Origin of the sequence: Streptomyces tritici (assembly GCF_048500665.1) — a bacterium.
Classification (GTDB): domain Bacteria; phylum Actinomycetota; class Actinomycetes; order Streptomycetales; family Streptomycetaceae; genus Streptomyces; species Streptomyces tritici.
In genome coordinates this window covers 7,075,836-7,102,006 of record NZ_CP183183.1, presented here as the reverse complement: position 1 = coordinate 7,102,006, position 26,171 = coordinate 7,075,836, and the positions used below count along the sequence as shown (strand labels likewise).

Sequence of the window (26,171 nt, the reverse complement as noted above, 5' to 3'; positions counted from 1 at the left end):
CCCTGGCGGATCCCTTCGAGGCGCGTCACCGGGCGCCGGGGGCGCGGTGACGTGGCCCGGGGCCTCGTTCACGACCTGATCACCCTACTCCAGGCGGCGCAGCGGGCGGCGGCGCGCGGGGCGGACGCTTCCGGTTGTCATGCAAGTCGCTACTTGCCTATCGTGGGGTCGTGACGGACGATGTCTTCAAGGCCCTGGCCGACCCCACCCGCCGCACGATCCTCGACGAGCTGGCGGAGCGGGACGGGCAGTCCCTGTTCGAGATATGCGCGCGACTGACGAACCGGCACGGCCTCGGTCTGTCCCGGCAGGCGATCAGTCAGCACCTCGCCGTGCTCGAGAACGCGGGGCTGGTCCGCACCCGGCGGCAGGGCCGCTACAAGTTCCACGATCTGAACACCGAACCGCTCGAGCGCATCGTGACGCGATGGCTCAGGCCCGATTCCCCGGAGCACACCCCATGAAGATCAATCTGGCCAGCGTCTTCGTCGACGACCAGGACAAGGCCCTGCGCTTCTACACCGAGGTCCTCGGCTTCGTGAAGAAGCACGAGGTCCCGATGGGCGAGCACAAGTGGGTCACCGTCGTCTCGCCGGAGGAGCCGCAGGGCACCGAGCTGGTGCTGGAGCCCGACGTGCACCCGGTGGTGAAGCCGTACCAGACGGGTCTCGTCGCGGACGGCATCCCGCACACCTCCTTCGCGGTGGACGACGTGCACGCCGAGTTCGAGCGGCTGCGCGGCCTCGGCGTGGAGTTCACGCAGGAGCCGCTGGACCTCGGCCCGGTGATCACCGCCATCCTCGACGACACCTGCGGCAACCTGATCCAGATCGCGCAGTACAAGTAACCCCGGCACGTCCCGCCGCACCCCCTCGGTGCCGGTGCGCCGGCCCGGATGGGAGGATCTTCGCCTGCCCGTTCCGCACGAGGAGGCGCACCGTGGACGACGGCACCGTGGACGACGGCACCGTGGACGACGGCACCGTGGACGACCGCCCCGTGGGCGACACGACGCACGACCACTCCGACTGGGAGGCGGCCGTGCGCGCCGCGCACGAGCGGGCCGGGGCACGGCAGGCCCGGATGGTCGAGGACCACGGACTGTCGGGCGACGTGCAGTACCACTGGTCGCTGGACGACGCGCGGATCACCTGGTCCCGCGCGGGGCGGGTGTTCCTCACCGGCCGGCTCACGCTGATCGGCACGGTGAGCCTGACGCAGCAGACCTGGCTGTGGGCCTGGGCCAACGACGCGCTGCCGCCGGCCGTCGTGGGCGACATCGCCCGCGTCCGCGCCTACGGCGAGGCGCACGACTTCCCCGTCCTGCCGTGGGCCGGCTTCCGGTACGACCCCGAACTCGTCGCCGAGGCACGACTGGTCGCCGCCTCGGTGCTCGACGCCGAGGGATTGTGGGCCGACACCTCGGACGACGTCCAGCTCCATTTCCTGGTGCACGACCTGACACCGGTCCCGCAGGGCTGAGGGCGGCGGTCGGTCATGGGCACGGACATCCACGGCTTCGTGGAGTGCCGCATCTGGGGTCCGGGGCTCGCTCCCGACGAGACCGCCTGGCAGGCGGCCGTCGAGCTGTCCCTGCTCGGGATGACGCGGGACTACGAGGGCTTCGCCTGCCTCTTCGGCGTACGGGACTTCGGCGGGCGCTGGCGGCCGGTCGCCGCGGGCCGGGGGCTGCCCGCCGACGTGTCGCCGACCGCGCGCGCCGAGCACGCCTCGTGGGGCGCGGCGGCGTTCGGGGCCACGTGGCTGGGCTGGGACGAGGTGGTCGAAGTCGACTGGGACGAGCCCGCGCTCCCCCGGGCGACCCACATATCCCGGTACCGCCGCCGCGCGGACGGCGGTCTCGACCTGCTGCACCGGCACGACTGGAGCCGGGGGTTCGCCCGGGCCAGCGGCGTCGACACTCTGACCGTCGAGCCGGACCGCGTCGCGGAGCTGTGGGAGGAGGGCACGGAGTGGGACGTCGGGACGACCGTCTTCCGCGCCGAGCGCGAACGGCGCCGCGACGCCGTCCCGGCAGACGGCCCGTGGGAGCCGGTGTGGACCGTCATGCGCGCCCTCGCGGGTGTGCACGGCGGGGGCGGTGTGCGGCTGGTGGTGTGGTTCGAGGAGTGACGCCTGGTCCGGTCGGCGGAGTGACGCCGAGGAACGTCAGGGGCTCGTAATCAGGCGGCTGAGCTGCGTCGCGCGCCACGGGCGGCGGCCGCCGGCGCGCATCCGGCCGGCGGCGATCGCCCGCCACAGCGGGAGGCGCCGGAAGGAGACCAGCAGGAACGCGGTCGGTTCGGCCGTGATCCGGCAGTCGTAGCGGCGGGGCGGGGCGTCGCGGGTGACGGTGGCCGTGCCGTCGTCGACGACGACGGCGAGCCGCGGGCCGCCCTCGACCGCCAGGTCGAACGCGAGGCGTACGCCCCGGGCTTCGGCCCGGTCCAGGGCCAGCGGCATCGTCGTCGGCATCGACTGGCCGATGACCAGGCGCGCCTCGTCGGGGCCGACCGGCCAGGGCAGCCGGGAGCCCCGCGCGATGTCCAGGCCGTGGACGAGGCATTCGCCGAGCAGGATGCCGGTCGCCGCGGCCAGCGGCACGCTCACGTCCGGTCCGAGCCAGGGAGCCGGGACCGGGGTGTCCGGCGCGAGGCCCTCGGTGGCGCGCAGGAACGTCTCGCCGCGCTCGGCGACGACCTCTCCCAGGCGGGCCCGTTCCTCGGCGCCGACGAGGGTGACGGACAACGCGTTCACCGCCGCGACGCGTTCTCCCAGCGGGACGTCGCCGGCCGGGACGATGCCGTCCCAGTCCACGGGTTCGTCCGTGAAGGTCGCGCCGTACGCGAGGTACGCGGCGGCGAGGTGGGCGCCGACGTCGCCGACGCTCCATCCGGGCACGCCGGCGGGCGCGTCCAGGTCGGGGACCTCGCCCAGCATGCGGGCCAGCCGGCGCAGTCCGGTGCTCAGCGCGGCGCGGGTCCTGTGGTGCTCGGTGACGGGATCGAACGACGTGACGGTGCCCATACCACTCCCCCATGCCGTGGACGGGCCCGAACATTACCGCCGGGTAAGGATTTCCGACAGGGCCCTTGCCGTCCCGTGCGGCGGGGCCCTCGTCACGCGAGGACGTGCAGGGCGCCCGGCTGGACCCGGACGGTGACCGGCAGGGTCGCGTCGACCTCTCCGTCCGCGCCGTACGGGACGGGCCGGTCGGCCTCGATGCGGATCTCCTTGCCGCGCAGGATCTCCACCTGAGGCCGCTTCACATGGTCGCCGGTCTTCAGCTCGTTCATGGTGGCGAAGAAGAGGCGCTTGGGGGCGTCGCCGATGACGACGACGTCCAGGATGCCGTCGTCGAGGCGGGCGCCGGGGGCGATGTTGCGGCCGAAGCCGTAGTAGCCGGAGTTCGCGGCGACGACGGTGTAGCCGCGGCGCTCGTGCTCGACGCCGTCGACGGTGATCCGGTACGCGGCGGGCCGCCAGGCGACGACGGCCCGCAGGCCGCCCGCGTAGTAGGAGGCCGCGCCGCGCAGCAGGCGGGACTGGTTGGCGTGGCGGTTGGCAACCGCGTCGACTCCCGCGTACACGCTGCCGAGGACGGAGATCCGCGGATGCACGGCGGACTCCACCTCGATGGTGTCGACGGCGCGGGGCTCCGCTTCGAGCAGGACCTTCGCGAGCGCGGCGGCGTCGGTGGGCAGGCCGAGCGCCCGGGCGAAGTCGTTGCCGCGCCCGGCGGGCACGAGCCCGAAGACCGTGTCGGTTCCGCTGAGCGCCCCGCCGATGCAGCCGGCCATCCCGTCGCCGCCGACGGCGAGCACGACGTGCCCCTGCGCGCCCGCCCGGTGGGCGAGTTCCTGTGCGTGCTCCAGGTTCCGGCTGTAGACGGTGTCGAGCCGGGCGCCGGCCTCGCGCAGCAGCTTGGCCAGCGGGAGCAGGCCCGCCGCGCCGCTGGACCCCCCTGCGGTGGGGTTGACGACGGCGGTGAACTGTCGCATGGATCGGGCCTCCGGACGGGCAGAAAGGGTACGGCGGACAAGGACGGGTTTCGGCGGGCCGGGCCGGCCGGACCGGCAGTCGACCCACCTCAGCGGACCGGCAGTCGACCGCCTCGGCGGACCGGCAACGGCCCGCCTCAGCGGACGGGGATCAGCACGCCCGGGCTGAGGACGCCCGAGGGGTCGATCTCGGCCTTGACGGCCTGCAGCATGCGGATCCCGAGCGGGCCGATCTCCCGTGCGTACCAGTCCCGGTGGTCGGTGCCAACCCCGTGGTGGTGGCTGATCGTGCCGCCGGCCGCGAGGATCGCGTCGTTCGCGGCGGCCTTGACCGGCTCCCAGTGCGCGACGGCGTCCTCGCCCTGGGCGGAGACGACGGTGAAGTACAGCGAGGCGCCGTTCTCGTAGGTGTGCGAGATGTGGCACATGACGAGCGGCGGGGTGCCGGCCTCGGTGAGCTTGGCGGTCAGGGCGTCGCGCACCGCCGTGTACAGCTCCGGCAGCGCGGACCAGAAGCCCGCGGTCTCGAGCGTCTCGGCGAACGCGCCGGCGTCGAGCAGCGCGTCGCGCAGGTACGGGGCGTTGTAGCGGCCGTGCTCCCACTTGTCGCCGGGCTCCTCGCCGAGGTACTCGCCGCCGCAGGCGAGCAGGATCTCGCGGGCGGCGGCGCGCCGGGCGGCGGTGTCCTCCTCGGTGCCCTCGTAGCCGGCGACGGCCATGCAGCCGGAGGGCTGCGGCGCGTCGGCGGAGCCGATGGCGTCGGGCTGGGCGAGGCCGATGAAGGTCTCGGTCTCGTCGGACAGGCGCAGCACGGTGGGCCGCGGGCCGTCCTGGGCGAGGCGGCGCAGCGCGGCCGCGCCGGCCTGGAAGTCGGCGAAGCGCCAGCCCTCGTAGACCCGCTTCTGCGGCAGGGGCCGGATGCGGACGGTCACGGCGGTGATCACGCCGAGCGCGCCCTCGGAGCCGAGGATGAGCTGGCGCAGGTCGGGGCCGGCGGCGGAGCGCGGGGCGCGGCCGGTTTCGAGGGTGCCTTCGGGGGTGGCGACGGTGAGGGCGAGGACCATCTCGTCGAAACGGCCGTATCCGGCGGAGGCCTGGCCGCTGGAGCGGGCGGCGGCGAAGCCGCCGACGGAGGCCCACTCGAAGGACTGCGGGAAATGGCCGAGGGTCCAGCCCTGCGCGTTGAGGAGGGCCTCGCACTGGGGGCCGCGCAGTCCGGGCTGGAGGGTGGCGGTGCGGGACACCTCGTCGACGGCCAGCAGCTGGTCGAGGCGGCGCAGGTCGAGGGCGACGAACGGCCGCGCGGTCTCGGGCCGCAGGCCGCCGACGACGGAGGTGCCGCCGCCGAACGGCACGGCGGACAGACCGTGGTCGGCGCAGGCCCGCAGGACCGCGAGGACCTCGTCGTGGTCGGCCGGCAGGAGCACGGCGGCGGGGATGTCCTCGACCTCGCCGGCGCGGATGCGCAGCAGGTCGGGGGTGGACTTGCCGCGCGTGTGCCGGATGCGGCTCTCGGCGTCGTCGCGGTAGCCCTCCGCGTCGGCGACGGCGGCGCGCAGGGCCTTGCGGGCCTCGTCGGTCAACGCCGGGGCGGGGACCTCGATGTCCGCGAGGGTGGCGGGGCCGGTCTCGCGGGGGGTGACGCCGAGCAGGTCGCGCAGCAGTCCGGTCACCGCGTCGGGCAGCGGGGCCGCCTTGGCCGGGTCGCCCCAGCCGCTCCACAACATGTCCACTTCGAACGTCCTCACGGTCTTGTTCACGGTCTGTTCCACGGCCTGTCGCGCCGCCGGCGCTGCCACTCGGCCCGCTCTGGCATTACACTGTGACAGATGACGCCCATTCGTCACAACCACTCGGACGCAGATCCCGTGCTCGACGCCGCACGCGACTGCGTGCTCGCCGTCGGCGTACGGCGCACGACCCTGACCGACGTCGCCCGCCGAGCGGGCGTCTCCCGGATGACCATCTACCGGCGCTGGCCGGACGTGCGCAGCCTCGTCGGCGATCTGATGACCCGTGAATGGGTCGCGGTCGCCGAGGGCGCGATGCCTCCGGCCGACGACCCCAGGCCGGTGCGGGAGCGGCTGGTGGACGGGCTCGTCGCGGGAGCGGCGGCGTTCCGCGCCCATCCGCTGTTCCACAAGATCCTCGACGTGGACCCCGAACTGCTGCTGCCGTACGTGCTCGACCGCCGCGGCGCCAGCCAGGAGGCCCTGCTGGAGCTCCTCGCCGCGGCGCTCGACCTGGGGCACACGGACGGCTCGGTACGCCCCGGACACCTCCAGCGGCAGGCCCGGTCGCTGCTGCTGGTCGTCCAGTCCTTCACGCTCTCGCTGCGCACCATGACCGACGAGACCGATCCCGAACTGAGCGAAGCCGCCTTCCTCGACGAGCTGCGCACCCTGCTGGAGAGGACCCTCAGCCCATGAACCCCACGAGCAGCCCCGCCCTGCGCGGGTCCTCCCTCGACGCCGGCCGCCGCGGCCGCGAACTGGCCGAACTCGCCGCCGGCGCCGAGCTCGACGTGCTGGTCGTCGGCCTCGGCGCGACCGGCGCCGGCGCCGCGCTCGACGCGGCCACCCGCGGGCTCCGCGTCGCCGCGATCGACGCCCACGACCTCGCGTTCGGCACGTCCCGGTGGAGCTCGAAGCTGATCCACGGGGGCCTGCGGTACCTCGCGGCGGGGCAGCTCGACGTCGCGCACGAGAGCGCCGTCGAACGCGGGATCCTCATGGCGCGCACCGCCCCGCACCTGGTCCGCGCCCAGCCGTTCGTCCTCCCCCTCACCCCCCTCGTCGGCCGCGGCCAGGCCGCGCTGGCCCGCGCCGGATTCCTGGCGGGCGACATGCTGCGGGCCGCCGCCCGCACCTCGCGCGCCACGCTGCCCGCCCCGCGCACCCTGTCCGCGGTCGAGACCCGGCACCTCGCCCCGGCCCTGCGCCCCACGGGGCTGCGCGGCGGCCTGCTGTCCTGGGACGGGCAGCTCACCGACGACGCCCGCCTGGTGACCGCGATCGCGCGCACCGCCGCCGCGCACGGCGCGCGCGTCCTCACCCGCGTCCGCGCCCTCGAACTCGGCGGCGGCGAGGCGCTGGTGCGCGACGAGACCACCGGCGAGGAGCTGCGCGTGCGCGCCCGTACGGTGGTGAACGCGGCCGGCGTGTGGGCGGGCGGACTCGTCGACGACGTGCGCCTGCGCCCCTCCCGCGGCACGCACCTGGTGCTGCGGTCGGAGGACCTGGGGCGGCTCTCGGCCGGTCTGCACATCCCGATCCCGGGCGAGACCAACCGCTTCGTCCTCGTCCTGCCGCAGGGCGACGGCCGGGTGTACGTGGGTCTCACCGACGAACCCGTCGACGGAGCGCTGCCCGACGTGCCCGAGGTCCCGGAGACCGACATCGGCTTCCTCCTCGACGTCCTCGGCTCCGCGCTCGACGTCACCGTGCGGCGCACGGACGTGGTGGGGGCGTTCGCCGGACTGCGCCCGCTGCTCGACACGCGGAACTCCGACGGACGCACCGCCGACATCTCCCGCAAGCACGCCGTGCTGACCTCGCCCGACGGGGTCGTCACGGTCGTGGGCGGCAAGCTGACCACGTACCGGCGGATGGCGCAGGACGCCGTCGACGCCGCCGTGGCGGCGGGCGGACTGGGCGCCGGACCCTGCCGCACCGCGTCGGTGCCGCTGGTCGGCGCCGCCCACCCGCGCCGGCTCGCCGGGCTCGACGTGCCGGCCAGGCTCGTGCGCCGCTACGGCACGGAGGCCACGGCGGTGCACGCGCTGGGCGTGGCGGATCCGGAGCTCGCCCGTCCGGTCGTCCCGGGCCATCCGGTCACCGGGGCCGAACTGCTGTGGGCGGTACGGCACGAGGGGGCGCTCGACGAGGGCGACGTCCTGGACCGGCGCACCCGTATCGGGCTCGTGCCCGAGGACCGCGGAACGGCGGAGGCGGCAGCCCGGGAGGCGCTCGCCAGGGCGGCCGTCTGACGGCCTCCCCCGCGCGGTCGTCCACAGGAGCCGATGCGCGCGGCTCGTCCGTTTTCCACAGGGGCTGCGGGAACCGGGCGTGGCTGGAATTCTGTCCTCGTCGGCGGGGGCCGGCAGGGCGCGAGGCCGAGGGGGACGGAATGACCGGATGGACGGTCCCGGGCTACACGGAGCACCGGGAGCTGGGCGCGGGGGCGAGCGGCCGTGTCGTGCTCGCCGTGCACGACACGACCGGGACACCGGTGGCCGTGAAGTACCTGAGCGAGGAACTGCGCGCGAACGAGGCGTTCGTGCGCGGCTTCCGCTCCGAGGCGCGGCTGCTCGGGGCCCTGCACAGCCCGTACGTCGTGGGCTTCTACGAGTACGTCGAGGCGCCCGGCGGCGCGGCGATCGTCATGGAGCTGGTCGACGGCGTCCCGCTGCGCGCGCTGATCGCGCAGGAGGGAGCGACGGGCCCCGAGGCGGCGCTCGTGGTGCTCAAGGGCTCCCTGCTGGGGCTTGCCGACGCCCACCGGGCGGGCGTCGTGCACCGCGACTACAAGCCGGCGAACGTGCTGGTCGCGGCCGACGGCCACTCCAAGCTGGTGGACTTCGGGATCGCGACGGACCACGGCAGCACGCCGGGGGCCGCCGGTACCCCGGCCTACATGGCGCCGGAGCAGTGGCGCGGGGCCCCCGCCTCGCCGGCCGCCGACGTGTACGCGGCGACCGCGACGTTCTTCGAGTGCCTGACCGGCCGGAAGCCGTACCCGGGGGCCAGTCTCGCGGAGCTGGCGGTGCAGCACGTGGAGGCGCCCGTGCCGGACGGTGAAGTGCCGGAGCCGCTGCGTCCGTTGATCCGGCGGGGGCTCGCCAAGGCCCCGCAGCAGCGTCCGCAGCACGCGTCGGAGTTCGTCGCGGAGCTGGAGGCGGTGGCCACGGCCGCGTACGGCGCGGACTGGGAGGAGCGGGGGCGGGGCCGGCTCGCGGCGCTCGCCGCCCTGCTGCCGTTGCTCTTCCCCCTGTCGGCCGGTGCGTCGGAGGGGACGACGGCGCTGGCCACGACGACGCTGCCGCGCCCGTGGTGGCGGGTGCCGTACGGCCTCCCGGCGGGTGTCGCCGCACTGGTCCTGGCGGTGCTTCTGGCCCTCGCCGCGCGTGCGGGTCTGGCGGGGCCCGACGTCGAGGAGACCGCCGCCCGGGCGCTCGCGACGACGAGCGCCGTACCGGGCGAGACCCTGCCCACGACGGGCACGGCGACGCCCACGGACACAGCGTCGCCGAGTCCCGGGCCGTCGGCCTCGGTGACGAGCGCCGGACCGGGTCCGAGCGCGTCCCCCTCGGGGGAGCCGACGACCTCGGCTCCGCCGACGCCTTCCGAGCCCGGCACCACATCGCCCTCCGCGCCGACGAGTCCGCCGCCGACCACGTCGGAAGCGCCGGAGCCCGGCGTCTCGGTGAGTGCCGTGTCGGTCACGAGCCTGCGTCAGATAGGCCCGACCTCCGCCGAGGCCGTCGTCGAGGTCACGACGGACGGGCCGGGGCCGGTGACGGTGGTCGTGGAGTGGTTCACCGGAGACGAGAAGGGCGCGGCGGGCACGCCGGACGGCTCGGAGACCTTCCGCCGGGAGGGGGCGACCAGCTACTCGCTGACGATCCCCCACACCGTCCGGGGCAACGGCTGCTACTGGGGTGTGCGCGCGACCACCGACCCGGCCGCGGCGAACGGCGGCAGCTTCCAGCAGGTCTTCATCCGGCGGTGCACGATCCAATGAACGACGAGTCGTACAGCGCCACCGAACTCGGCAGCCACTGGGTCGAACACCCCCGGCACCCCGAGCACGCACCGTCCGGCACGCCGGCGCCCGACCGGGTCGAGGGAGAGGTCCTGCGCTTCGGGCCCGGCGTGACCGCGGCGGCCGTGCACCGCGCGCAGAACACGCCCACGGCCGCGCAGATATGGCACGGCACCATACCCGGCGGTACCCCGCTGCCGGGCCCGGTGCCGCGGCGGCGGGCGCGCCGGTACGCGCTCGCCGGGGTGGTGTTCCTCGCGGTCCTGGCCGTGCTCGCCTGGTGGCTGTTCGCGCCGGGTGTGGCGGTGCGGTCGGTGAGCGTGAGCGCCCCGCAGCAGGAGGTGGGCTGCGACGGCACGGCGGACGTCGTGGGCGTGGTCCGCACCGACGGGCGCAGGGGCGTGCTCAGGTACCGCTGGGAGCGCAGCGACGGCACCGTGTCGGCCCCGCTGACCGAGCGGCTGGCGCGCGGTCAGCGGGAGGCGAGACTGCGTCTGCTGTGGACGTTCCACGGGCCGGGCGTCCATCGGGCGACGGCACGCCTGGTGCTGGTCGAACCCACGGTCCACCGGGCCATGGCGACGTTCACGTACCGGTGCGGCTGAGCGGGGAGGACCGGCCGGAGGGCTACTGCTCGCCGGTCCCGCCCTCGCCCGTGCCGCCCTGGCCGGTCCCGCCTTCGCCGTACCGGCGCTCGAACTTGGCGATGCGGCCCTCGGTGTCCACGGTCCGGGCCTTGCCGGTGTAGAAGGGGTGGCTCTCCGAGGAGATCTCGACGTCGACGACGGGGTAGGTGTGGCCGTCGTCCCACTCGATGGTGGTGTCGCTGTCGGCCGTCGAGCGGGTCAGGAAGGCGAACCCGGCGGCGCGGTCCCGGAAGACCACGGGGCGGTACTCGGGCTGCTTGTCCTTCTGCACGTCTCCTCCTCCGGCTGCCTGCGGGGTACCCGACCAGCCTGGCCGCCGCGGCGGCGGGCGACCAGCGCCGCCGGGCCGACCGGGTGACGGCGCCGGGCTCAGTCCGCCGTCGTGGGGAGTTCGCCGCGCAGGCGCTGGGCGCGGAGCACGAGGAGCAGTTCGAAGCGGCGGTCGGGGTCGTCCAGCGTCTCGCCCCACAGTTCGCGGATCTGGCGGATCCGGTAGCGGGCGGTCTGGGGGTGGATGCCGAGGCGGTGGGCGACCTCCGGGGCGCCGCCGGAGGTCTCGAGCCAGGCGAGCAGGGTGGCGGCGAGGCGGCGCGCCTGGGTCGGGCCGACGCCCTGGAGGGGGGTGAGGCAGCGGGGCGCGGCGGCGTCGATGAGTTCGCGGGAGGGCAGCAGGACGAGTTCCTCGGTGCGCTCGGCGCAGTGCTGGACCTCGCCGCGGGGCAGCAGTCCGTCCTCGACGAGCCGTACGGCGGTCTCCGCCCAGCGCAGCGAGGCCGGGGCCTCGCCGAGCGGGACGGACGGGCCGATCGCGCCGGACCAGCCGGTGGTGGCGCGGCGCACCAGGTCGGCGCGCCCGGCGGTGTCCGGTTCGGGGATGACCATGCGGGGCTGCTCGCACTCCATGTCGAGCAGGATCCCTCCGCCGACGGCGGGCGCGACCGCCTCCCGGGCGGGGCGGATCAGCACGCCCACGGCGACGGTGGCGGGCAGCTCCCAGCCGACGCGTGCGGCGTGCTCGCCGAGGGCGCGGGCGGGATCGGTGTGCGGGGTGGAGAGCATCCGGTCGATCAACTGGCGTTGCAGGCGCAGCCGTTCGCTCTCCTGGCGGGCGGCGGCCTCGGCGTAGCCGCGGACGGACTGCTCGACGAGCCCGTCGAGGTACTCGAAGCCGGACTCGGCGAGTTCGTACATGGCGGGGGCGGCGATGTCGACCTGCTGGCCGATCTCGGCGAACCTGCGCCAGGCGAGGCGGACGCCGAGCCGGTACACGGCCTGGAGGGAGTCCAGGCTGCGCCCGTTCAGCCCCTCACCCTTGCCGAACTCCTGGAACACCTCGGGCGGCATGCGCGGATCGGCCGCCCCGGCCGCCAGGTGCTGGACGAACGCCTCGATGGCGCGGCGGATGCCGACGAGCGCCTTGGGCTCGCCGGACTCGTCCTCCATGAGCCGCAGGTGGGGGAACTCGCTGCGGATCTCGCCGAGGATCGCCTGCGCCAGGTCTCCTGACTCGGCGAGGGCGACGGCGGCGAACCGCTCGACCTTGGACCGGGGCACCTCGCTCCACGCGGTACGGCTCGTCAACGCGGTGCGGCCGTCTCGTAGGTGATCAGGGGCACGTTGGGCTGCTCGGGAGGCGCTTCGAGCAGGGCCACGATCCCGAAGGCGGTCCCGGCGGCCAGAGCCGCGGCGATCACCGCGGTCGTCAGTGCGGCGAGCAGTCTGCGCATGTTCGGGTCAGCTCCTCGTTGGAGACGATCCCTCCCCGGCCGGCCCCCACCGGCTGAGCGCCCAGTCTTGACGGGACATTGACAATCCGTCAAGTGCGGTCCTACGGTCTCCAGCCACGAGGGCTCGACCGGCCCTGGGGTCCGTGCGTCTCCGTGCGAGTTTCTCGAACCAGGAGTGCCCGGATGCGCCGTACCGCCTCACCACTCTCCCTGACGCTGCTGGGCGTGGGGGTGTTCCTGCTGGTCCTGGCCCCGTTGCTGGTCCGGTACGTCCAGCCGCACGCGAAGCGCACCCCGATCGACGTGGACACCACGACGGTGTTCACCGGCACCGGAAGCTACTTCGACGTCGGACGCCTCAAGACGGTGGACGGGGAGCGGATCACCGTCACGCGCCGGGTCCGCGGCGACGTCGCCGACAGTCTGGACAGCGGCAACGCCGTCTGGGACGTGTCCACCTCGGTCGACACCGACGCCACCCTGCCGGCCTCCGACACCCGCGACTCCCTGCAGTGGACCCTCGAGCGCTGGGTCACCGACCGGCGCACCAACGAGCCGGTGCACTGCTGCCGCGAATCGCCCGCCTTCGACGGCGAGGCGTACCTGAAGTTCCCCTTCGACGTCGAGGAACGCGACTACCGCTGGTGGGACGGCACGCTCGGCGGGGTCGTACGGCTCCGGTACGAGGGTCCGGGCACCGTCCAGGGCTACCGCGGCCTGCGTTTCACGGGGAGTGTGCCGCCCACCCGGACCGGCGTGCGGCAGGTGCCCGGCCGGCTCGTGGGCCTGCCCAGGTCCCCGCAGGTGCTGGCGGAGGAGTGGTACGCCAACAGCCGCATCGAACTGGTCGCGGACCGGCGCACCGGACGCATCGTCCACGCGGCCATCGGCCCCCGGAAGACGCTGCGCGCGCCGGGCTCGGCCAAGGACGCGGTCGTGCTCCTGGAGAGCGAGGAGCTCGCCTTCACCGAGCGGACGCAGCGGCAGCAGGTGGAACTGGCGGCGGCGGACAGCCGGAAGCTGGAGCTGCTCGGCCGCACGGCGCCCCGGTCCGCCGCGGTGCTCGGTTCGGTGCTCGCGCTGGTCGGCGCCGTGCTGGTGGCCCGGGGGCGGCGGAGCGGGACCGGAACGCCGGACACTCACCCGATGACGAATCGGCCCGGGTGAGACCCGCGCAAGTTGTCATACCGGTGAGTAGCCGCGCATCGAACACGTACCGAAGACTGTGGTTCCCCAACACGCACGGCCCCACCCGGTCACCCCCACCCACCCGGCACCAACCCACCTGGCATCACACAGAGACCACCCCCCACACCCGCTCTCCCTCCCCTCCGCCGTCCCCACGGCAGGCCCCACCCCGTCCCCCCACCCCCCGCACCCCGACACGAGTTGGAGCACCCATGCCCCAGCACGTCCCTCCCCCACGGTTCCGCGACGCCGGACCGCCGCCGACTCCGTCGCAGCCGCAGCCGCAGCCGCAGCCGCAGCCGCTCGACGCTCCCCGGCGGATCGCGTTCCTCGCCCATCGCGACCTCGGCAACCCGGCCGCCGGCGGCTCCGAGCTGCTCGTCGACCGGCTCGCCTCCGGCCTGACCGAACTGGGCCACGACGTCACCCTGCTGTGCGGCGGTCCGGCGGCCCGGCGGCCGTACCGCGTCGTGTCGGCGGGCGGCGCGCTCGGGCACTTCGTCGGCGCCAGGTCCACGTTCGCCCGTGAAGTGGGCTCCTGCGATCTGCTCGTCGAGGTGTGCAACGGCATGCCGTACCTGTCCCCGCTGTGGCACCGCGGCCCCACGGTGTGCCTGGTGAACCACGTGCACACCGAGCTGTGGGGCATGCGCTTCCCCGGGCCCGTCGCCCGCGCGGGCCGGTTCCTGGAGCACTGGGCGCTGGCCCGGGCGCACCAGGGCAACCTGCTGGTGGCGGTGTCGCCGTCGACCGCGGCGGCGCTGCGCGCGCTCGGCGTGCCGCCGGAGCAGATCCGCGTGGTGCACAACGGCGTCCACGAGCCCGGTCCCCGGGCGCCCCGGTCGGCCTCGCCGCTGTTCGTGGCGCTCGGCCGGCTCGTCGACTACAAGCGGATCGATCTGCTGCTGCGGCTGTGGGAGCGGGTCCGGCCCGTCACCGGCGGCCGGCTCGTGATCGTCGGTGACGGTCCCGAGCGGGAGGCGCTGGAGCGGCTGGCCGGTCCGGGCGTGGAGTTCCGGGGCCACGTGTCGGAGGAGGAGAAGCACCGGCTGCTGTGCGAGGCGTGGCTGCTGCTGCACCCGGCGGCCGTCGAGGGCTGGGGGCTGGTCGTGACCGAGGCGGCGGCCAGGGGCACGCCGACGCTCGCGTTCGACGTCCCCGGGCTGCGCGACTCCGTCCAGGACGGCGTCACCGGGCTCCTGGCGCGCGGGGAGTCGTCGTTCGCCGCCGCCTGGTGCACGCTCGCCCTCGACGACACTCGCCGGGAGTCCCTGGGCAAGGCGGCCGCGGAGGCGGCCGTCGCCTACCGGTGGAGCGGCACGGTGCGGCGCTTCCGCGCCGTCGCCGCGGAGGCCGTGCGGCGGGCGGACGCGTCGGGCGGGGAGCCCCGGAGCCAGGGGCAGGTCCTCCCTGCGCGAATCGCCGCACCCGGGCCCGGCCCTCAGGCGGAGGGCGTGCGGCCGTGAAGGACCCTTCGTTCCGCCGCTCCCTGACCCTCTTCCGGGCGTTCCTGCGCGAGCAGGACGACCCCCGCACGGCGTACGAGCTGCTGGCCCGCGACGCGGCCGACCAGGTCGAGCGGCACGTCCGGCTCGACGGCCGGGTCGTGGCCGACGTCGGCGGCGGACGCGGCTACTTCACCCGGGAATTCCGCCGCCGCGGCGCGCACAGCGTCCTGTTCGAACCGGACGCCGCCGAACTCGGCGCCGAGCCCGAGGCCGGGACGGTCGTCGCGGACGGGTACCTGCTGCCGCTGGCCGACGGCGCGGCGGACGTCTGCTTCTCGTCCAACGTCCTGGAGCACGTGCGCGACCCCGCCACCTTCCTCAGCGAGATGGTGCGGGTCACCCGTCCCGGCGGGCTGATCTATGTGTCCTTCACCAACTGGCTCTCGCCCTGGGGCGGTCACGAGTGGGCGCCCTGGCACTACCTCGGCGCCGAGCGGGCCCGCGCGCGGTACGAGCGGCGTACGGGCCGGGCCGCCAAGCACCGGCTCGGCGAGAACCTGTTCGCGATCGGCGTCGCACCGACGCTGCGGCACGTCCGGGGCCGTGACGACGTGGAGCTCGTCTCCGCCCGTTCCCGCTACTGGCCGGTGTTCCCGGAGCTGGTGTGCCGGCTGCCGGTCGTGCGGGAGTTCGCGACGTGGAACCTCCTCCTCATTCTCCGGCGGTGTTCATGACCAGCGCTGTCCACGCCCGTCCGCCGGCCTCTCCGGCCGCGCCCGGTCCCGTGCCGGGCGCGCCGGACGGGCCTCCGCCGGAGCGCCGCTCGCGGCGCTGGCTGCTCGGTTTCTGGGCGGCTGTGTTCGCGGCGTTCCTGGCGGTGTCGCCGGGGCGGATGACGTTCGAGACGAAGCTCGGGGTGGTCGCCGACCCGTGGCAGTTCCTGCGGGACCTGGGGCAGTTGTGGCACGACCGGGCCGGATTCGGCGGGATCGCGGACCAGTACGTCGGCTACGCGATCCCCATGCTGCCGTTCCACGCGGCCGCCGACCTGGCGCGGCTGCCGGTCTGGCTGGCCGAGCGGCTGTGGCTCTCGCTCGTCGTGACCACGGCTTTCTGGGGCGCGCTGCGGCTCGCGGAGCGCTTCGGCGCCGGTTCGCCGGCGTCGCGGCTCGTCGGCGCGGCGGCGTACGCGCTGTGGCCGACGTACACGATCGTCGTCGGCTCGACGTCGGCCGCCGCGCTGCCGGGCGCGATGCTGCCGTGGGTGCTGCTGCCGCTGACGGACCCGCGGACGGGCCCCCGGCTCGCCGCGGCCCGTTCGGCGCTGCTCATCCCGCTGATGGGCGGGGTGAACGCCGCCTCGACACTGGCCTCGCTGCTGCCCGTCGGCCTGTACCTGCTGTCCCGGCCGGGCGGGCGGCGCAAGCGCGCCCTGATCGCGTGGTGGACGCCGTGCGTGCTGCTCGCGACGGCCTGGTGGGTGGTGCCGCTGCTGCTTCTGGGCACGTACGGCGAGAACTTCATGCCGTACGTGGAGTCGTCGCAGACGACCACGGCGACGATGTCGGCGGCCGAGGTGCTGCGCGGCGCCGGGAACTGGGTGGCGTATCTGCACTTCGGCGAGGCGTGGCTGCCGGCCGGCTGGGCCGTCGCCACCTCGGCCGTCGTGATCGCCGGTTCGGTGCTCGCGGCGGCGCTCGGGCTGGCCGGGCTCGCCCGGCGGGACCTGCCCGAGCGGCGCTGGCTCGTGCTGACGGCGGCGGTCACGGCCCTGGTCACGCTCGCCGGGTACGGTGGCGCGCTCGGCGGGCCGTTCCACGCGACGGTGCAGGACTGGCTGAACGGGCCGCTGGTGCCGTTCCGGAACATCTACAAGTTCCAGACCGGGCTCGCCCTCGCGCTGGTCCTCGGCCTGGTGCACCTGACGGGCACGGTGCTGCCGCGGGCCCTGCGGCGGGCGTCCGCGCCGGTCCGCGTCCGCCGTCTCGTGCCCGTCGTGGCGGCGGCGCTCGTGCTGCCGGGCCTGGCGTGGCCGTACGTCAACGGTGCGATCCTGCAGCCCGGTTCGTTCCGGCAGCTGCCGGGGTACTGGTCGGCCACCGCGGACTGGCTCGCGGAGAACGCGCCGGACGACCGGGCCCTGGTCGTCCCGGCGACCGCGCACGGCCTGTACACGTGGGGCTCTCCCATCGACCAGCCGCTCGACGTGCTGGCCCGCTCTCCGTGGGCGCAGCGCGACTACGTGCCGTTCGGCACGCCCGGCAACCGGCGGGCGCTGGACGCGGTGGAGCAGGCGCTGACGTCGGGCGGGCAGGTGCCCGGGCTCGCGCGGTACCTGGCGCGGGCGGGGCTGTACCACGTCGTGGTGCGCAACGATCTCGACCCGGACCAGATCGAGCACGTGCCGACCGCGACGGTGAAGCGGACCCTGGAGGCGTCCGGGTACCGGCGCGTGACCGGCTTCGGTCCGCTGCTGACCGACGGGCGGATCGCCGACGACACGCCGGTCCAGGTGGAGGGCCTGTTCCCGCGGCAGCGGGCGGTCGAGATCTACGAGCCGCCGTCCGGCACGCCGCGTCCCGGCCGGGTCCGCACGACGCCCGTCTCGCAGACGGCGGTGGTCAGCGGCGGTCCGGAGTCGCTGCTGCCGCTCTCCGCGTCGGGCGTCCTGGACGGGCGGCCGACGGTGCTCGCCGGGGACGCCCACCCGGGCGTCGACCGGCCCGCGCTGTACGCGGCCGGCGACGGGCTGCGGCGCGCCGACACGCGGTTCGGGCTCGTACGGTCGGGGACCTCGTACACGTACACCCGCGACGAGCGCAACGCGGAGCGGGCCGTGCAGGACCCGGGCGAGGACCCGAAGCAGATCCTTCCGCTCGACGGCGTCCGGCACCAGACGACGGCGGTGCTGCGCGGTGCGGCGTCGGTGACCGCGTCCTCGGTCGGGAACTGGCTGTTCCACCTTCCCCAGTACGACCCCGTGAACGCCTTCGACGGCAATCCGGACACCGGCTGGGCCGAGGGCTCGCCGGGCTCCCCCGCCGGCGAGTGGCTGCGCATCGCCTTCGACGGACCGACCCGCGTCCCCGGGACGCTCGACGTGACGCCGCTGCCGAGCGGCAACGTGCGCGCCGCACCCACGGTCGTGCGGGTGGAGACGGACCGCGGCAGCCGGGTCGCCCCGCTGCGCCCGGACGGCAGCAGGCAGCAGGTCGCCGCGCCGGAGGGCGAGGCGACCTGGCTGAAAGTGACGATCCTCCAGTCGCAGCAGGGCCGTCCGGGGCTGACCGGCGCCGGATTCAGCGAGATCTCCGTGCCCGGCGTGCAGGTGACCCGGCTGCTGCAGCTGCCGGCCGACGCTCCGCGCGAGGTCTCCGGTCCCGTGGTGTACACGCTCTCGCGCGGCAGCGACCCCGGCGGGCTGTCGGCGGTCTCCGCCGAAGTCGGGCTGCACCGGCGGTTCGAGGCGGTCCGGGCCGGCGACCACACCGTGCGGGCGAGCGCCCTGCCCGTACCGGGCAAGGAACTCGACGACCTGCTGTTCGAACTCACCGGCCGGCGGGACAAGCTCGTCGTCACCGCCGACTCGACCGCCCGCCTCGGCACGAACCTGAGCCCGCGCAACCTCACGGACGGCGACCTGACCACCGCGTGGATCGCCGGCGAGCGGCCCGTCCTGCGGCTGCGGTGGCCGGAACGGACGGCGGTCGGCGAGATCGTCCTCGCCGCCGCGGGCGGCCTGTCGACGCGCCCGGAGCAGGTGCAGATCAGTTCGCCCGACGGGACCGCGATCGCGGCGGTGGACGAGAACGGCCTCGCACGGTTCGCGCCCATCACGACCGACCGCATGGACATCACGATCTCGAGGGTCGCCCCGCTGACCATGCACAACCCGGTGGCGGACGAGTCGCTGCAACTGCCGGTCGGACTGAGCGAGCTGCACATACCGGCACTGGCGAAGCACCGCGCGCCGCAGCCGGACCCGGCGAAGCGGTTCGCGCTGCCGTGCGGCCGGGGGCCGATCGTGTCCGTCGACGGACGGTTCCTGGCGACCCGCGCCGAGGGCCGCGTCCGGGACCTGACCGAGCGCCGGCCGATCACGGTCACCCTGTGCACGGAGGGCGGCCGGGTCTTCCTCGACCGCCGCACGCACACCGTGGAGGCCGGCGACACCGGCCCACTGGCGGTCACCCGGATCGACCTCGCCACCGGCACGGGCCGGGCCGTGACGTCCGCGCCGCGCGAGGTCGGGTCCGTGTCCGGAGGCGGCGACCGGCGCACCCTGCGCGTCGGCCCGGGAGAAGCCTCGTACCTGCAGCTCCACGAGAACCACAACGCGGGCTGGAGGGCCACGCTGGACGGCGAGGAGCTGCGGCCGCTGCGCGTGGACGGCTGGCAGCAGGCGTGGCTGGTCCCCGAGGGACGGGGCGGCACGGTGACGCTCGTGTACGAGCCGTCGCGCGTGTACGGCGCGGGGCTCGTGGGCGCCGCCGCCCTGCTGGTGGTCCTGGCGGGGCTCGCGGTGGCGGGGCGGTCGTCCGGTCGCCGGCGCGCGGTCGCCGGCGCGGACGCCGCACCGCGCGGGCCGGGGCTGCTCCTGGGGACGGTGGTCCTGACGCTGGTCGGCGCGGTGATCGCGGGGCCCGTGGCGGCGGTCGTGCCGGTGCTCGCGGTGGTCGCGTGGCTGCGGCCGGGGTGGCTCGGCCCGCTGGCGTTCGCCGCGATGGCCGGCGCGGGTGTCGCCGTGCTGACCGGCAGCGGCGAGGCCGCGGAGGTGGGCCGGGGCGCGTACGGGCCGGTGGCCCAACTCCTCGCGCTGACCGCGCTGTTCGCGGCGCTGGTGACGGTGGGCGACGGTCGTGAGCGGCGCGGGGACGCCGAGGGAGGGGACGCCTGATGGCGGTCACGAGACCGAGGGTGCCGGAGCGGGTCCCTTTCGCGGTGGTCGACGAGATCGCGCGTCACTGCGCGGACGCGCGCGAGCCGAACACGGTGCACATCGAGATCCACCTGCCCGGCCGGCTCCACGAGGACCGGCTGCGGGAGGCGTTCGCCCGGGCGCTCGCCCGGCACCCGCGGGTGCTGATGCGGGAACGGGTGCGGGGGCCGCTGGCCCTGCGCTACGAGTGGGAGCTGGTCGACGGGCCGGCCGCCGGAGCGGTGTCGTTCCCGGCGTGCGCGCCGGGTGCCCTGGAGCGGGCCCGGCGGCGGGCGTTGACCGAGCCCCCGTCGCTCCTCGTCGCGCCGCCGCTGCGTCTTGAGGTGGTGGAGGAGCCGGGCAGGGACGGCAGCGTGCTGCTGTTCACGGTCCACCACACGGCCCTCGACGGGCCGGCGTGCCTGCGGATCGCGGCGACGGCGGCGGAGCTGTACAGCGGCCGGGCGGCGAACCCGGTTCCGGCCCCGGTGCGTCCCCCGGCCGCCCCGGCACTGGGGCGGGAGGGCGGCGCGCCGGCGGTGGCGCGGCCCGCGCGGGTGGCGGCGGGCCGGCCCGCGGACGGGCCCGGCAACGGGATGCTGGTGACCGAACTCCCCGTGCCGCGAAGGGAGCCGGGGGCCGCGTACACCGTGAACGACCAGTTGATGGTCGCGACCGCGCTGACCGTGGCCGACTGGAACCGGGAGCAGGGCGCCCCCGACGGGCCGCTGCGCATCACCATGCCCGTGGACGACCGCCCGCGCGGTCCCGCCATGCCGATCGGCAACGGGACGCGGCTCGTCGAGGTCGGGTTCACCGCGGCCGAGACCGCCGCCGACGCGGACGTGGGCGCGCTGCTGCGCCGTACCGCGGAGCGCACCCGCGCGCTGAAGGCCCGGCCGCGTCCGCAACTCGGCCGGGGAGCGGAGGTGTTGACGGCGCCGGTGCTGCCGGTCGCCGCGCGGGCCGCGGTGACGCGCGGGGTACGGCGGCTGGCCGCGCCGTGGACGTCGACGACGCTGCTCAGCAACATCGGCCGGATCCCGTACCCGCTGGACTTCGGCGAGGCGGGCCGGGCCCGCGCGGTCTGGTTCTCCGCGCCCGCGGGCATGCCGCGCGGGCTGACGTTCACGACGGCGTCGACCGGGGGCCGCCTCCATCTGGTGCTGCGCTGGTCCCAAACGCTGCTGGGCGACGAGGACGGCGCCCGGCTGCGGGACCTGTTCGCGTGCAGGCTGGCGGCGACGGAACGGGAGAGGCTGTGAGCGAGAGGACGAGGGGGCGGGAGAGGTCGTGGGCCACGGGACGACGGAGCGGGAGGGACTGTGAGCCAGGGCACGACGGCGGGAGGGGCCGTGAGTCACGGGACAGCGGAACGGGAGAGGCTGTGAGCCACGGGACGACGGAGCGTGCGGGGACGGTTCCCGGCCTGCGGGACTTCTACGAGGACCCGGCCGTGCCGGTCGCGTCGGGCGACGCCCGCAGCCGCCGCCAGGCGCGGCTGCTGGCGGCGGCCCTGGCCGGGACGCCGGGCGCCCTGGTGCTGGACGTCGGCTGCGGGGACGGCTCCGCGGCGGCGGTGGCGGCGCCGGTCCTGGCTGGTCACCGGCTCGTGGGCGTGGACTGGTCGCAGGACGCGCTGCGCAGGGCGCGGCCGCGGATCGGGCACGTCGTGCGCGGCGAACTCGACGGCGGCGGGCTGCCGTTCGCGGACGGCTGTGCGGACGCGGTGCTGTTCAGCGAGGTCGTCGAGCATCTCGTGGACCCCGACCGGGCGTTGGACGAACTGCGGCGCATCCTGCGACCGGGCGGCCACCTGATGCTGTCCACCCCGAACCTGGCCGCCTGGTACAACCGCGGGCTGCTGCTGGCCGGCTGGCAGCCGGTGTTCTCGGAGGTGAGCCTGCGCGGCGTCCACGGCCGTCCGGGGACCGAGGTCGTGGGCCATCTGCGGCTGTTCACGGCGCGGGCGCTGCGCTCGTTCCTGCTGGCGGCCGGCTTCGCGGACGTACGGATCACGGGGGCGCCGTTCCACGGGGTGCCGCGCGGGCTGCGCCTGATCGACCGGGCGGCGTGCGCCGTGCCGTCGGCGGCGTCGATCCTGCTGGCGCACGCCCGGCGGAGGTAGCGGCATGTGGTGGGGCGTGGGCGCGGCCCTGACCGCGAACCTCCTGTACAGCGTCGGCTTCGTCCTGGAGAAGCGCGCGCTGGGCGGTCTGCCGGCCCTGTCGGCGGGCCGGCCGCTGAGGGTGGTCGGCGTGCTGCTCACCAGCCCGCTGTGGCTGGCCGGTTCGGTGGCCCTGGCGGCGGGTTTCGCCGCCCAGCTCGTCGTCTACCGGGCGCTGCCGATCGCCGCCGCGCAGGGCCTGTTCGTCTCCGGACTCGTGCTCCTGCTGCTCCTGTCGTCGGCGGTGCTCGGCGAGCGCCCGTCGGGCCGCGAGCGCCAGGCGCTGGGGATGGTGCTGGTGGCGCTGCTGATGGTGGTGGCGTCGCTGCGCGAGGACAGCGAGGAGGTGAGCACGGGCGCGCCGTGGACGCTGGTCCTTCTGGTGTCGGTGCCGACGCTGGCGGCGGGCGTGCTGCTGTACGAGCGGGTGGAGCGCCGCGCCCGCCGCCGCCACCGGGCACCGACGAACGGCATCGGCTACGGCGTGGCCGTGGGCCTGCTGTACGGCGTCAGCTCCCTGGCGATCAAGGGCGCCTCGGGCCGGCTGGACGGCACGGGCGTGGCCGCGTCGGCGCGGGCGCTGCTCGGTTCGCCGTACCCGTACCTGCTGCTGTTCACGGCGGGCGCGGGCCTGGTGATGTCCCAGGCGGCCCTGCAGCGCTGCCGCGCCTCGCTGATCGTGCCGGTCTGCACGACGGTGACCTGTCTGTTCACGGCGGTCGTCGGAACGCTGACGTTCGGCGAGCGCCTCCCCGAGGATCCGTGGCTGCTGACGCTGCGCGTGGCGGGGACGGGGCTGGCCCTGTCGGTCCTGCTCGTCATGCCGCGCCACGACGAACCACGACCGGTGTGACCCCCACCCCACGAGCGAACGAGGACGACATGACCCCCGACGACACCCTGCTCGACATCCTGGCCTGCCCCCTGGACAAGGGCCCGCTGACCCTGACCCCCGCCCAGGAAGCGCTCTACAACCCGCGCCTGCAGTTGCGCTACCCCATCGTGGACGGCATCCCGCAACTGCTCCCCTCCTCCGGCATCCGGGTGACCCCGGAGGAACACGAGCGGTACACCGAGGACGGGGACGCCTCCTAGAGCCTGTCCGGCCGTCCACGTGCGGAGCCGCCCGCCGGCCCGCCGTGATGATCACGGGCAGAGGGCGGTCAAGTTCCAGCTGAGTGCGGAGGGGCACACGGTGAAATGGACTGCGACGTTTCGTGGACGTAGAGGCATCCCTTGTCTGCGTGCAGTTTCGCGGGCCGTCGCCGGCGAGGTGGGCGGCGAGAACGGATGGGATTCCGCACGCCCGGCCCCAGGCCGAGGCTGTCGTGCCTGGCGCCCGGGGCAGCCAGCGCGAGAGGCAAAACGTTCCGGTCGGTCCGCTGCGGGGCGGTAGACGATCGTCGGGAAGGGGAGGGAACACACGGTCGAAGTACCATCCCTGCAAGCTTCTTCGGCCGGTACCTCTCAACCTCCGCAGTGGCGTGGTCGGACGGAGACATCCCTGGAGAGAGGGCAGAGGGCGATGAGTGAGGCTGAGAGTTGGTCGCGTGTGATGAGTCTTCTTCGGGAGCACGCGCCGGCCGATCACGCGGATCTGCCGGGGCCCGCTACGGAGCAGATGCTCGCGGCAGCCGAAGAGCGGATGGGGATCTCCCTGCATGGGGACCTGCGGACGTGGCTGTTCCAGAACAATCTGGATCTGCCGGAGGAAGATTTCGACGACGACGTGATGTGCTGCGGCTTCGATGGGTTCCCCGACGAGGGAAGCTTCTTTCTGGGTGTCCGGGCGATGGAGAGGCTTTACGCGAACCGCTCCACGTCCTGCGGATTCGACCCTCCGGACCAGCCGGACAATCCGTTCTGGCGTAACGAGTGGATCCCGTTCCTGTCGGACCGGGACGGCTGGACGGGAAAGTTCATCGATGTGCGGGACGGGCGCGTCGGCAGGTGGTTCGTGGGTGAGATCACGGTCACGGGCGAGTACGAGTCGATGGCCCGTTATTTCGACTCCGTGGCGGAGACGTTGACGAGGATCGCCGATGGAAGCTCCCCGGTCTGTCGGTTCACCGAAGGTCGACTTGTCTGGTCGTGAGACGGTTCTCAAGCGGCAGGACGGGGAACCAACGAGTCCCTATGCTGATGAATCGAGACGTTCAGCACATCTCTCAACGGCACGGGAGCCTCGCGAATTGCGGGGCGCTGGCCTGCCACCCGATCAGTGGCCACTCCGCAAGAGCTCAGTGTCCCCTGCAGGACCAGGCCAGGCCACTCGCGAGGCATACGGCCCGGCCCGCGGAATGTGACTCCCTCACCAACTGAGACACCTCTCAGGCGGACTCCAACTCCCCCAGGCGGGCCAGGTCGTCCGCCACGGTGGTGCGTTCGTCGGGGGCGAGGTGCGCGGCGGCGGCTCGGGCTCTGGGGAGCACGGATGTCGCGGTGGCGTCGTCGCCGAGCCGATGGGCGAGGTCCGCCCGCAGGACGAGGAGGCGCAGGAGCTGCGGGGCGGTGGGCCGGGTGTCGCGGCGCGTCAGGGCGCGGTCGACGATTCTCACGGCTCCTTCGAGATCCTCCCGGGAGTCCGCGAGCAGGACGGCGTGGTGGAGGGCCTCGTCGAAGGCGTCCTTCGGCGCCGGCCGGTGGTGCAGGTCCGGACTCGTCGGCTGTCCGATCCGCAGACAGTTCCCGCCCGGGTCGGTCACGAGGAACTGCCGTACGCCGTGCGAGGTGTCCTTCAGCGGCCCGATCCGCGGCAGCCCGCGGGTCGGAACGCGCCCGTACGCCGCCTTCAGTCCGCTGCGGAAGGCGAGGTACAGCCCGTCGACGTCGTCGGTCCGGACGACGCAGGTGCTGTAGGAGGCGGCCGGCTCGTACTGCTTCATGCCGAAGAAGTGCAGCTGGATGCCGCCGCGCTCGACGACGGCGTAAGGGTTGGGGCTTGTCTGCTGGAAGGTCACGTCGAAGCCGAGCGCGACGTAGAAGTCGAGAACGGGTCGAAGGGTCCGGCACGGCAGGATCGGAACGGTCGTCTCAGCCATGGCGGCCACATTAGTCAAACTTGAATAGCTGGCGCAACGACCGGCTGCGGAGCCGGACCCCGGCCGGTGCCGCGGGGGAAATTCGGGCGACAGGCGACGATCCCCCGTCTAGCGTCGCGCCGTCGGAACATCGTGGGATCGGGCGGAATCGGTGGGGGTCATGAGCGACATGTGGACCGGCGCGCGGATACGACTGCGGGGCGTCGAGGCGGAGGACTGGCGGGGTTTCCGGGACTTGGCCCGGAACACCGTCGACGCCCGGAACGCCGACATGGTCGAGACGCCCGCGTCGGACGAGCACTGGCGCGCCTGGACGGCCGAGCGCGCCGGCCGGGCGCCGGGCAGCGAATCGTTCCGCCTGGTGATCGAGGTCCTGGACGACGGCGCCTTCGCCGGGGCCGTCTCGGTCGGGGAGACGGACCGACGCGCCGGACGGTTCAAGACGGGCATCGAGATCGCCCGGGACCACCGCCGCCGAGGTTACGCGGCCGAGGCCACGGAACTGGTCCTCACGTACATGTTCGCCGAACAGCGCCACCACAAGTGCGCGGTGGAGGTCTACGCCTTCAACGAAGGGTCCCTGGCCCTCTACCGCAGCATGGGCTTCGTCGAGGAGGGCCGCCTGCGCGAGCACGAGTTCTTCGGCGGCGCGTACCACGACCTCGTCCTCTTCGGCCTCACCGCCGACGAGTTCTGGGCCACCCACGAGCGCCCGTCGGTGCGGTGAGCGGCGCGGGCCGCCGATCCGGCGTTGTCAGAGGGCCCTGTCACCATCGGAGGCATGGAGTACTGGCCCTATCCGCCGGATGAGGCGGACCGCATCGACCCCTTCGACGGCGAGCGCACCGAGACGCAGTACCTGCTCCTCGGCGGCGCCCGCGCCACCTCGGCGTTCCTCGATCGCGGGATGTTCGACCACCCCGAGCTGGACCGGTGGATACCGATGGGCTACAAGATCCTGCAGAAGGCCCAGAAGGTGGCCGTCCATCGTGACGGCGACCTGATACGCGCCTGGCCGGTGCGGTATCGGGACCCGCGCGTCGACCCGGTGGACCCGCCGGCGGGCGAGACGCTGTACCTCGACAACTGGCGGCGACGCGTCTGCGGCTACCGGATCCTGACCTCGCCGACCACGGTGACCGCGCCCGAGGACGCGTACGACCACGCCGCCGCGATCGAGACGGCCCGCGCGGCCTCCCTGACCGAGGGGCGCGCCGTGCTGGTGTACATCTACGACGCCGAGAACTGGCACTGACGGCCCCGTCGGGGCC

The 26,171-nt window shown here is 74.4% G+C and carries 26 protein-coding genes; 19 read left to right on the top strand and 7 right to left on the bottom strand.

The annotated features are described in order from the left end of the window. The first annotated feature begins 170 nt into the window (after nucleotides 1-170). The 4 genes from ACNJ93_RS32865 to ACNJ93_RS32850 all read left to right on the top strand — a co-directional run bounded on the left by ACNJ93_RS32865 (nucleotide 171) and on the right by ACNJ93_RS32850 (nucleotide 2,133). Entirely contained in the window at nucleotides 171-464 is a 294-nt protein-coding gene (locus ACNJ93_RS32865; protein WP_418961124.1) for an ArsR/SmtB family transcription factor, read from the top strand. Beyond that, nucleotides 461-847: a VOC family protein gene (locus tag ACNJ93_RS32860; protein ID WP_418961123.1), complete on the top strand. Its 387-nt coding sequence runs from the start codon at nucleotides 461-463 to the stop codon at nucleotides 845-847. Before ACNJ93_RS32865 ends, ACNJ93_RS32860 begins: the two co-directional genes overlap by 4 nt. 92 nt (nucleotides 848-939) lie before the next feature. Further along, the gene (locus ACNJ93_RS32855) at nucleotides 940-1,482 is read left to right on the top strand and encodes a DUF6882 domain-containing protein (RefSeq protein WP_418961122.1); all 543 of its coding nucleotides are present in this window, start codon (nucleotides 940-942) and stop codon (nucleotides 1,480-1,482) included. Nucleotides 1,483-1,497: 15 nt separating this feature from the next. Continuing rightward, nucleotides 1,498-2,133: a hypothetical protein gene (locus ACNJ93_RS32850; protein ID WP_418961121.1), complete on the top strand. Its 636-nt coding sequence runs from the start codon at nucleotides 1,498-1,500 to the stop codon at nucleotides 2,131-2,133. Nucleotides 2,134-2,169: 36 nt separating this feature from the next. On the opposite strand, the gene ACNJ93_RS32845 is transcribed toward ACNJ93_RS32850, so the two are convergent. From ACNJ93_RS32845 to ACNJ93_RS32835, 3 genes are all read right to left on the bottom strand, one after another. Continuing rightward, complete coding sequence (locus ACNJ93_RS32845) at nucleotides 2,170-3,027, bottom strand: maleylpyruvate isomerase N-terminal domain-containing protein (protein WP_418961120.1); 858 nt, start codon at nucleotides 3,025-3,027, stop codon at nucleotides 2,170-2,172. 92 nt (nucleotides 3,028-3,119) lie between these two features. After that, nucleotides 3,120-4,001, bottom strand: coding sequence for a diacylglycerol/lipid kinase family protein (locus ACNJ93_RS32840; protein ID WP_418961119.1), 882 nt, complete (start codon nucleotides 3,999-4,001; stop codon nucleotides 3,120-3,122). 137 nt (nucleotides 4,002-4,138) lie between these two features. Continuing rightward, nucleotides 4,139-5,734, bottom strand: coding sequence for an FAD-binding oxidoreductase (locus ACNJ93_RS32835; RefSeq protein WP_418961604.1), 1,596 nt, complete (start codon nucleotides 5,732-5,734; stop codon nucleotides 4,139-4,141). A 96-nt stretch (nucleotides 5,735-5,830) separates the two neighbouring features. Between ACNJ93_RS32835 and ACNJ93_RS32830 the strand changes: the two genes are divergently transcribed. The 4 genes from ACNJ93_RS32830 (at nucleotide 5,831) to ACNJ93_RS32815 (ending at nucleotide 10,369) form a co-directional block, all read left to right on the top strand. After that, nucleotides 5,831-6,430: a TetR/AcrR family transcriptional regulator gene (locus ACNJ93_RS32830; RefSeq protein ID WP_418961118.1), complete on the top strand. Its 600-nt coding sequence runs from the start codon at nucleotides 5,831-5,833 to the stop codon at nucleotides 6,428-6,430. Then, nucleotides 6,427-7,989: a glycerol-3-phosphate dehydrogenase/oxidase gene (locus tag ACNJ93_RS32825; RefSeq protein WP_418961117.1), complete on the top strand. Its 1,563-nt coding sequence runs from the start codon at nucleotides 6,427-6,429 to the stop codon at nucleotides 7,987-7,989. Before ACNJ93_RS32830 ends, ACNJ93_RS32825 begins: the two co-directional genes overlap by 4 nt. A 140-nt stretch (nucleotides 7,990-8,129) precedes the next feature. Next, entirely contained in the window at nucleotides 8,130-9,743 is a 1,614-nt protein-coding gene (locus ACNJ93_RS32820; RefSeq protein WP_418961116.1) for a serine/threonine-protein kinase, read from the top strand. Then, entirely contained in the window at nucleotides 9,740-10,369 is a 630-nt protein-coding gene (locus ACNJ93_RS32815; RefSeq protein WP_418961115.1) for a hypothetical protein, read from the top strand. The genes ACNJ93_RS32820 and ACNJ93_RS32815 overlap by 4 nt, the downstream gene beginning before the upstream one ends. Nucleotides 10,370-10,391: 22 nt before the next feature. Here the strand turns inward: ACNJ93_RS32815 and ACNJ93_RS32810 are convergent, their stop codons facing one another. From ACNJ93_RS32810 to ACNJ93_RS32800, 3 genes are all read right to left on the bottom strand, one after another. Continuing rightward, nucleotides 10,392-10,682 carry a type B 50S ribosomal protein L31 gene (locus ACNJ93_RS32810; RefSeq protein ID WP_418961114.1) on the bottom strand — a complete coding sequence of 97 codons (291 nt, stop codon included), beginning with the start codon at nucleotides 10,680-10,682 and terminating at the stop codon, nucleotides 10,392-10,394. 98 nt (nucleotides 10,683-10,780) lie between these two features. Further along, a complete protein-coding gene (locus ACNJ93_RS32805; RefSeq protein ID WP_418961113.1) occupies nucleotides 10,781-11,965 on the bottom strand; it encodes a helix-turn-helix domain-containing protein in 1,185 nt (394 codons plus the stop codon). A 23-nt stretch (nucleotides 11,966-11,988) separates the two neighbouring features. After that, entirely contained in the window at nucleotides 11,989-12,138 is a 150-nt protein-coding gene (locus tag ACNJ93_RS32800) for a hypothetical protein (RefSeq protein WP_418961112.1), read from the bottom strand. Between the two features lie 183 nt (nucleotides 12,139-12,321). On the opposite strand from ACNJ93_RS32800, the gene ACNJ93_RS32795 reads away from it, so the two are divergent. From ACNJ93_RS32795 to ACNJ93_RS32755, 9 genes are all read left to right on the top strand, one after another. Beyond that, nucleotides 12,322-13,305, top strand: a complete 984-nt coding sequence (locus tag ACNJ93_RS32795) for a DUF3068 domain-containing protein (RefSeq protein WP_418961111.1) — start codon at nucleotides 12,322-12,324, stop codon at nucleotides 13,303-13,305. Between the two features lie 233 nt (nucleotides 13,306-13,538). Continuing rightward, nucleotides 13,539-14,792: a glycosyltransferase family 4 protein gene (locus tag ACNJ93_RS32790; protein WP_418961110.1), complete on the top strand. Its 1,254-nt coding sequence runs from the start codon at nucleotides 13,539-13,541 to the stop codon at nucleotides 14,790-14,792. Beyond that, on the top strand, nucleotides 14,789-15,508 hold the full coding sequence (locus tag ACNJ93_RS32785) for a class I SAM-dependent methyltransferase (RefSeq protein ID WP_418961109.1): 720 nt from the start codon (nucleotides 14,789-14,791) through the stop codon (nucleotides 15,506-15,508). The genes ACNJ93_RS32790 and ACNJ93_RS32785 overlap by 4 nt, the downstream gene beginning before the upstream one ends. Continuing rightward, nucleotides 15,505-19,671, top strand: coding sequence for an alpha-(1->3)-arabinofuranosyltransferase domain-containing protein (locus ACNJ93_RS32780; RefSeq protein WP_418961108.1), 4,167 nt, complete (start codon nucleotides 15,505-15,507; stop codon nucleotides 19,669-19,671). Before ACNJ93_RS32785 ends, ACNJ93_RS32780 begins: the two co-directional genes overlap by 4 nt. Then, a complete protein-coding gene (locus tag ACNJ93_RS32775) occupies nucleotides 19,671-20,957 on the top strand; it encodes a condensation protein (RefSeq protein ID WP_418961107.1) in 1,287 nt (428 codons plus the stop codon). The genes ACNJ93_RS32780 and ACNJ93_RS32775 overlap by 1 nt, the downstream gene beginning before the upstream one ends. A 122-nt stretch (nucleotides 20,958-21,079) precedes the next feature. Next, a complete protein-coding gene (locus ACNJ93_RS32770) occupies nucleotides 21,080-21,820 on the top strand; it encodes a class I SAM-dependent methyltransferase (protein ID WP_418961106.1) in 741 nt (246 codons plus the stop codon). Nucleotides 21,821-21,824: 4 nt separating this feature from the next. Continuing rightward, complete coding sequence (locus ACNJ93_RS32765; protein WP_418961105.1) at nucleotides 21,825-22,712, top strand: hypothetical protein; 888 nt, start codon at nucleotides 21,825-21,827, stop codon at nucleotides 22,710-22,712. A 29-nt stretch (nucleotides 22,713-22,741) separates the two neighbouring features. Beyond that, complete coding sequence (locus tag ACNJ93_RS32760; protein ID WP_418961104.1) at nucleotides 22,742-22,954, top strand: Trm112 family protein; 213 nt, start codon at nucleotides 22,742-22,744, stop codon at nucleotides 22,952-22,954. Between the two features lie 430 nt (nucleotides 22,955-23,384). Further along, on the top strand, nucleotides 23,385-23,954 hold the full coding sequence (locus ACNJ93_RS32755) for an SMI1/KNR4 family protein (RefSeq protein WP_418961103.1): 570 nt from the start codon (nucleotides 23,385-23,387) through the stop codon (nucleotides 23,952-23,954). A gap of 235 nt (nucleotides 23,955-24,189) precedes the next feature. Here the strand turns inward: ACNJ93_RS32755 and ACNJ93_RS32750 are convergent, their stop codons facing one another. After that, nucleotides 24,190-24,900: a bleomycin resistance protein gene (locus ACNJ93_RS32750; RefSeq protein WP_418961102.1), complete on the bottom strand. Its 711-nt coding sequence runs from the start codon at nucleotides 24,898-24,900 to the stop codon at nucleotides 24,190-24,192. Between the two features lie 160 nt (nucleotides 24,901-25,060). Here ACNJ93_RS32750 and ACNJ93_RS32745 point away from each other — a divergent pair, with 160 nt between their 5' ends. Next, entirely contained in the window at nucleotides 25,061-25,627 is a 567-nt protein-coding gene (locus ACNJ93_RS32745) for a GNAT family N-acetyltransferase (RefSeq protein WP_418961101.1), read from the top strand. A gap of 54 nt (nucleotides 25,628-25,681) precedes the next feature. Then, nucleotides 25,682-26,155: a hypothetical protein gene (locus ACNJ93_RS32740; RefSeq protein WP_418961100.1), complete on the top strand. Its 474-nt coding sequence runs from the start codon at nucleotides 25,682-25,684 to the stop codon at nucleotides 26,153-26,155. The last annotated feature ends 16 nt before the right edge of the window (nucleotides 26,156-26,171 follow it).

Coding starts and splice junctions, on each gene's coding strand:
- ACNJ93_RS32815 (WP_418961115.1), top strand. CDS start 9,740: ATGAACGACGAGTCGTACAGCGCCACCGAACTCGGCAGCCACTGGGTC.
- ACNJ93_RS32830 (WP_418961118.1), top strand. CDS start 5,831: ATGACGCCCATTCGTCACAACCACTCGGACGCAGATCCCGTGCTCGAC.
- ACNJ93_RS32775 (WP_418961107.1), top strand. CDS start 19,671: ATGGCGGTCACGAGACCGAGGGTGCCGGAGCGGGTCCCTTTCGCGGTG.
- ACNJ93_RS32820 (WP_418961116.1), top strand. CDS start 8,130: ATGACCGGATGGACGGTCCCGGGCTACACGGAGCACCGGGAGCTGGGC.
- ACNJ93_RS32795 (WP_418961111.1), top strand. CDS start 12,322: ATGCGCCGTACCGCCTCACCACTCTCCCTGACGCTGCTGGGCGTGGGG.
- ACNJ93_RS32845 (WP_418961120.1), bottom strand. CDS start 3,027: ATGGGCACCGTCACGTCGTTCGATCCCGTCACCGAGCACCACAGGACC.
- ACNJ93_RS32800 (WP_418961112.1), bottom strand. CDS start 12,138: ATGCGCAGACTGCTCGCCGCACTGACGACCGCGGTGATCGCCGCGGCT.
- ACNJ93_RS32750 (WP_418961102.1), bottom strand. CDS start 24,900: ATGGCTGAGACGACCGTTCCGATCCTGCCGTGCCGGACCCTTCGACCC.
- ACNJ93_RS32755 (WP_418961103.1), top strand. CDS start 23,385: ATGAGTGAGGCTGAGAGTTGGTCGCGTGTGATGAGTCTTCTTCGGGAG.
- ACNJ93_RS32765 (WP_418961105.1), top strand. CDS start 21,825: ATGTGGTGGGGCGTGGGCGCGGCCCTGACCGCGAACCTCCTGTACAGC.
- ACNJ93_RS32760 (WP_418961104.1), top strand. CDS start 22,742: ATGACCCCCGACGACACCCTGCTCGACATCCTGGCCTGCCCCCTGGAC.
- ACNJ93_RS32825 (WP_418961117.1), top strand. CDS start 6,427: ATGAACCCCACGAGCAGCCCCGCCCTGCGCGGGTCCTCCCTCGACGCC.
- ACNJ93_RS32840 (WP_418961119.1), bottom strand. CDS start 4,001: ATGCGACAGTTCACCGCCGTCGTCAACCCCACCGCAGGGGGGTCCAGC.
- ACNJ93_RS32780 (WP_418961108.1), top strand. CDS start 15,505: ATGACCAGCGCTGTCCACGCCCGTCCGCCGGCCTCTCCGGCCGCGCCC.
- ACNJ93_RS32740 (WP_418961100.1), top strand. CDS start 25,682: ATGGAGTACTGGCCCTATCCGCCGGATGAGGCGGACCGCATCGACCCC.
- ACNJ93_RS32860 (WP_418961123.1), top strand. CDS start 461: ATGAAGATCAATCTGGCCAGCGTCTTCGTCGACGACCAGGACAAGGCC.
- ACNJ93_RS32850 (WP_418961121.1), top strand. CDS start 1,498: ATGGGCACGGACATCCACGGCTTCGTGGAGTGCCGCATCTGGGGTCCG.
- ACNJ93_RS32790 (WP_418961110.1), top strand. CDS start 13,539: ATGCCCCAGCACGTCCCTCCCCCACGGTTCCGCGACGCCGGACCGCCG.
- ACNJ93_RS32745 (WP_418961101.1), top strand. CDS start 25,061: ATGAGCGACATGTGGACCGGCGCGCGGATACGACTGCGGGGCGTCGAG.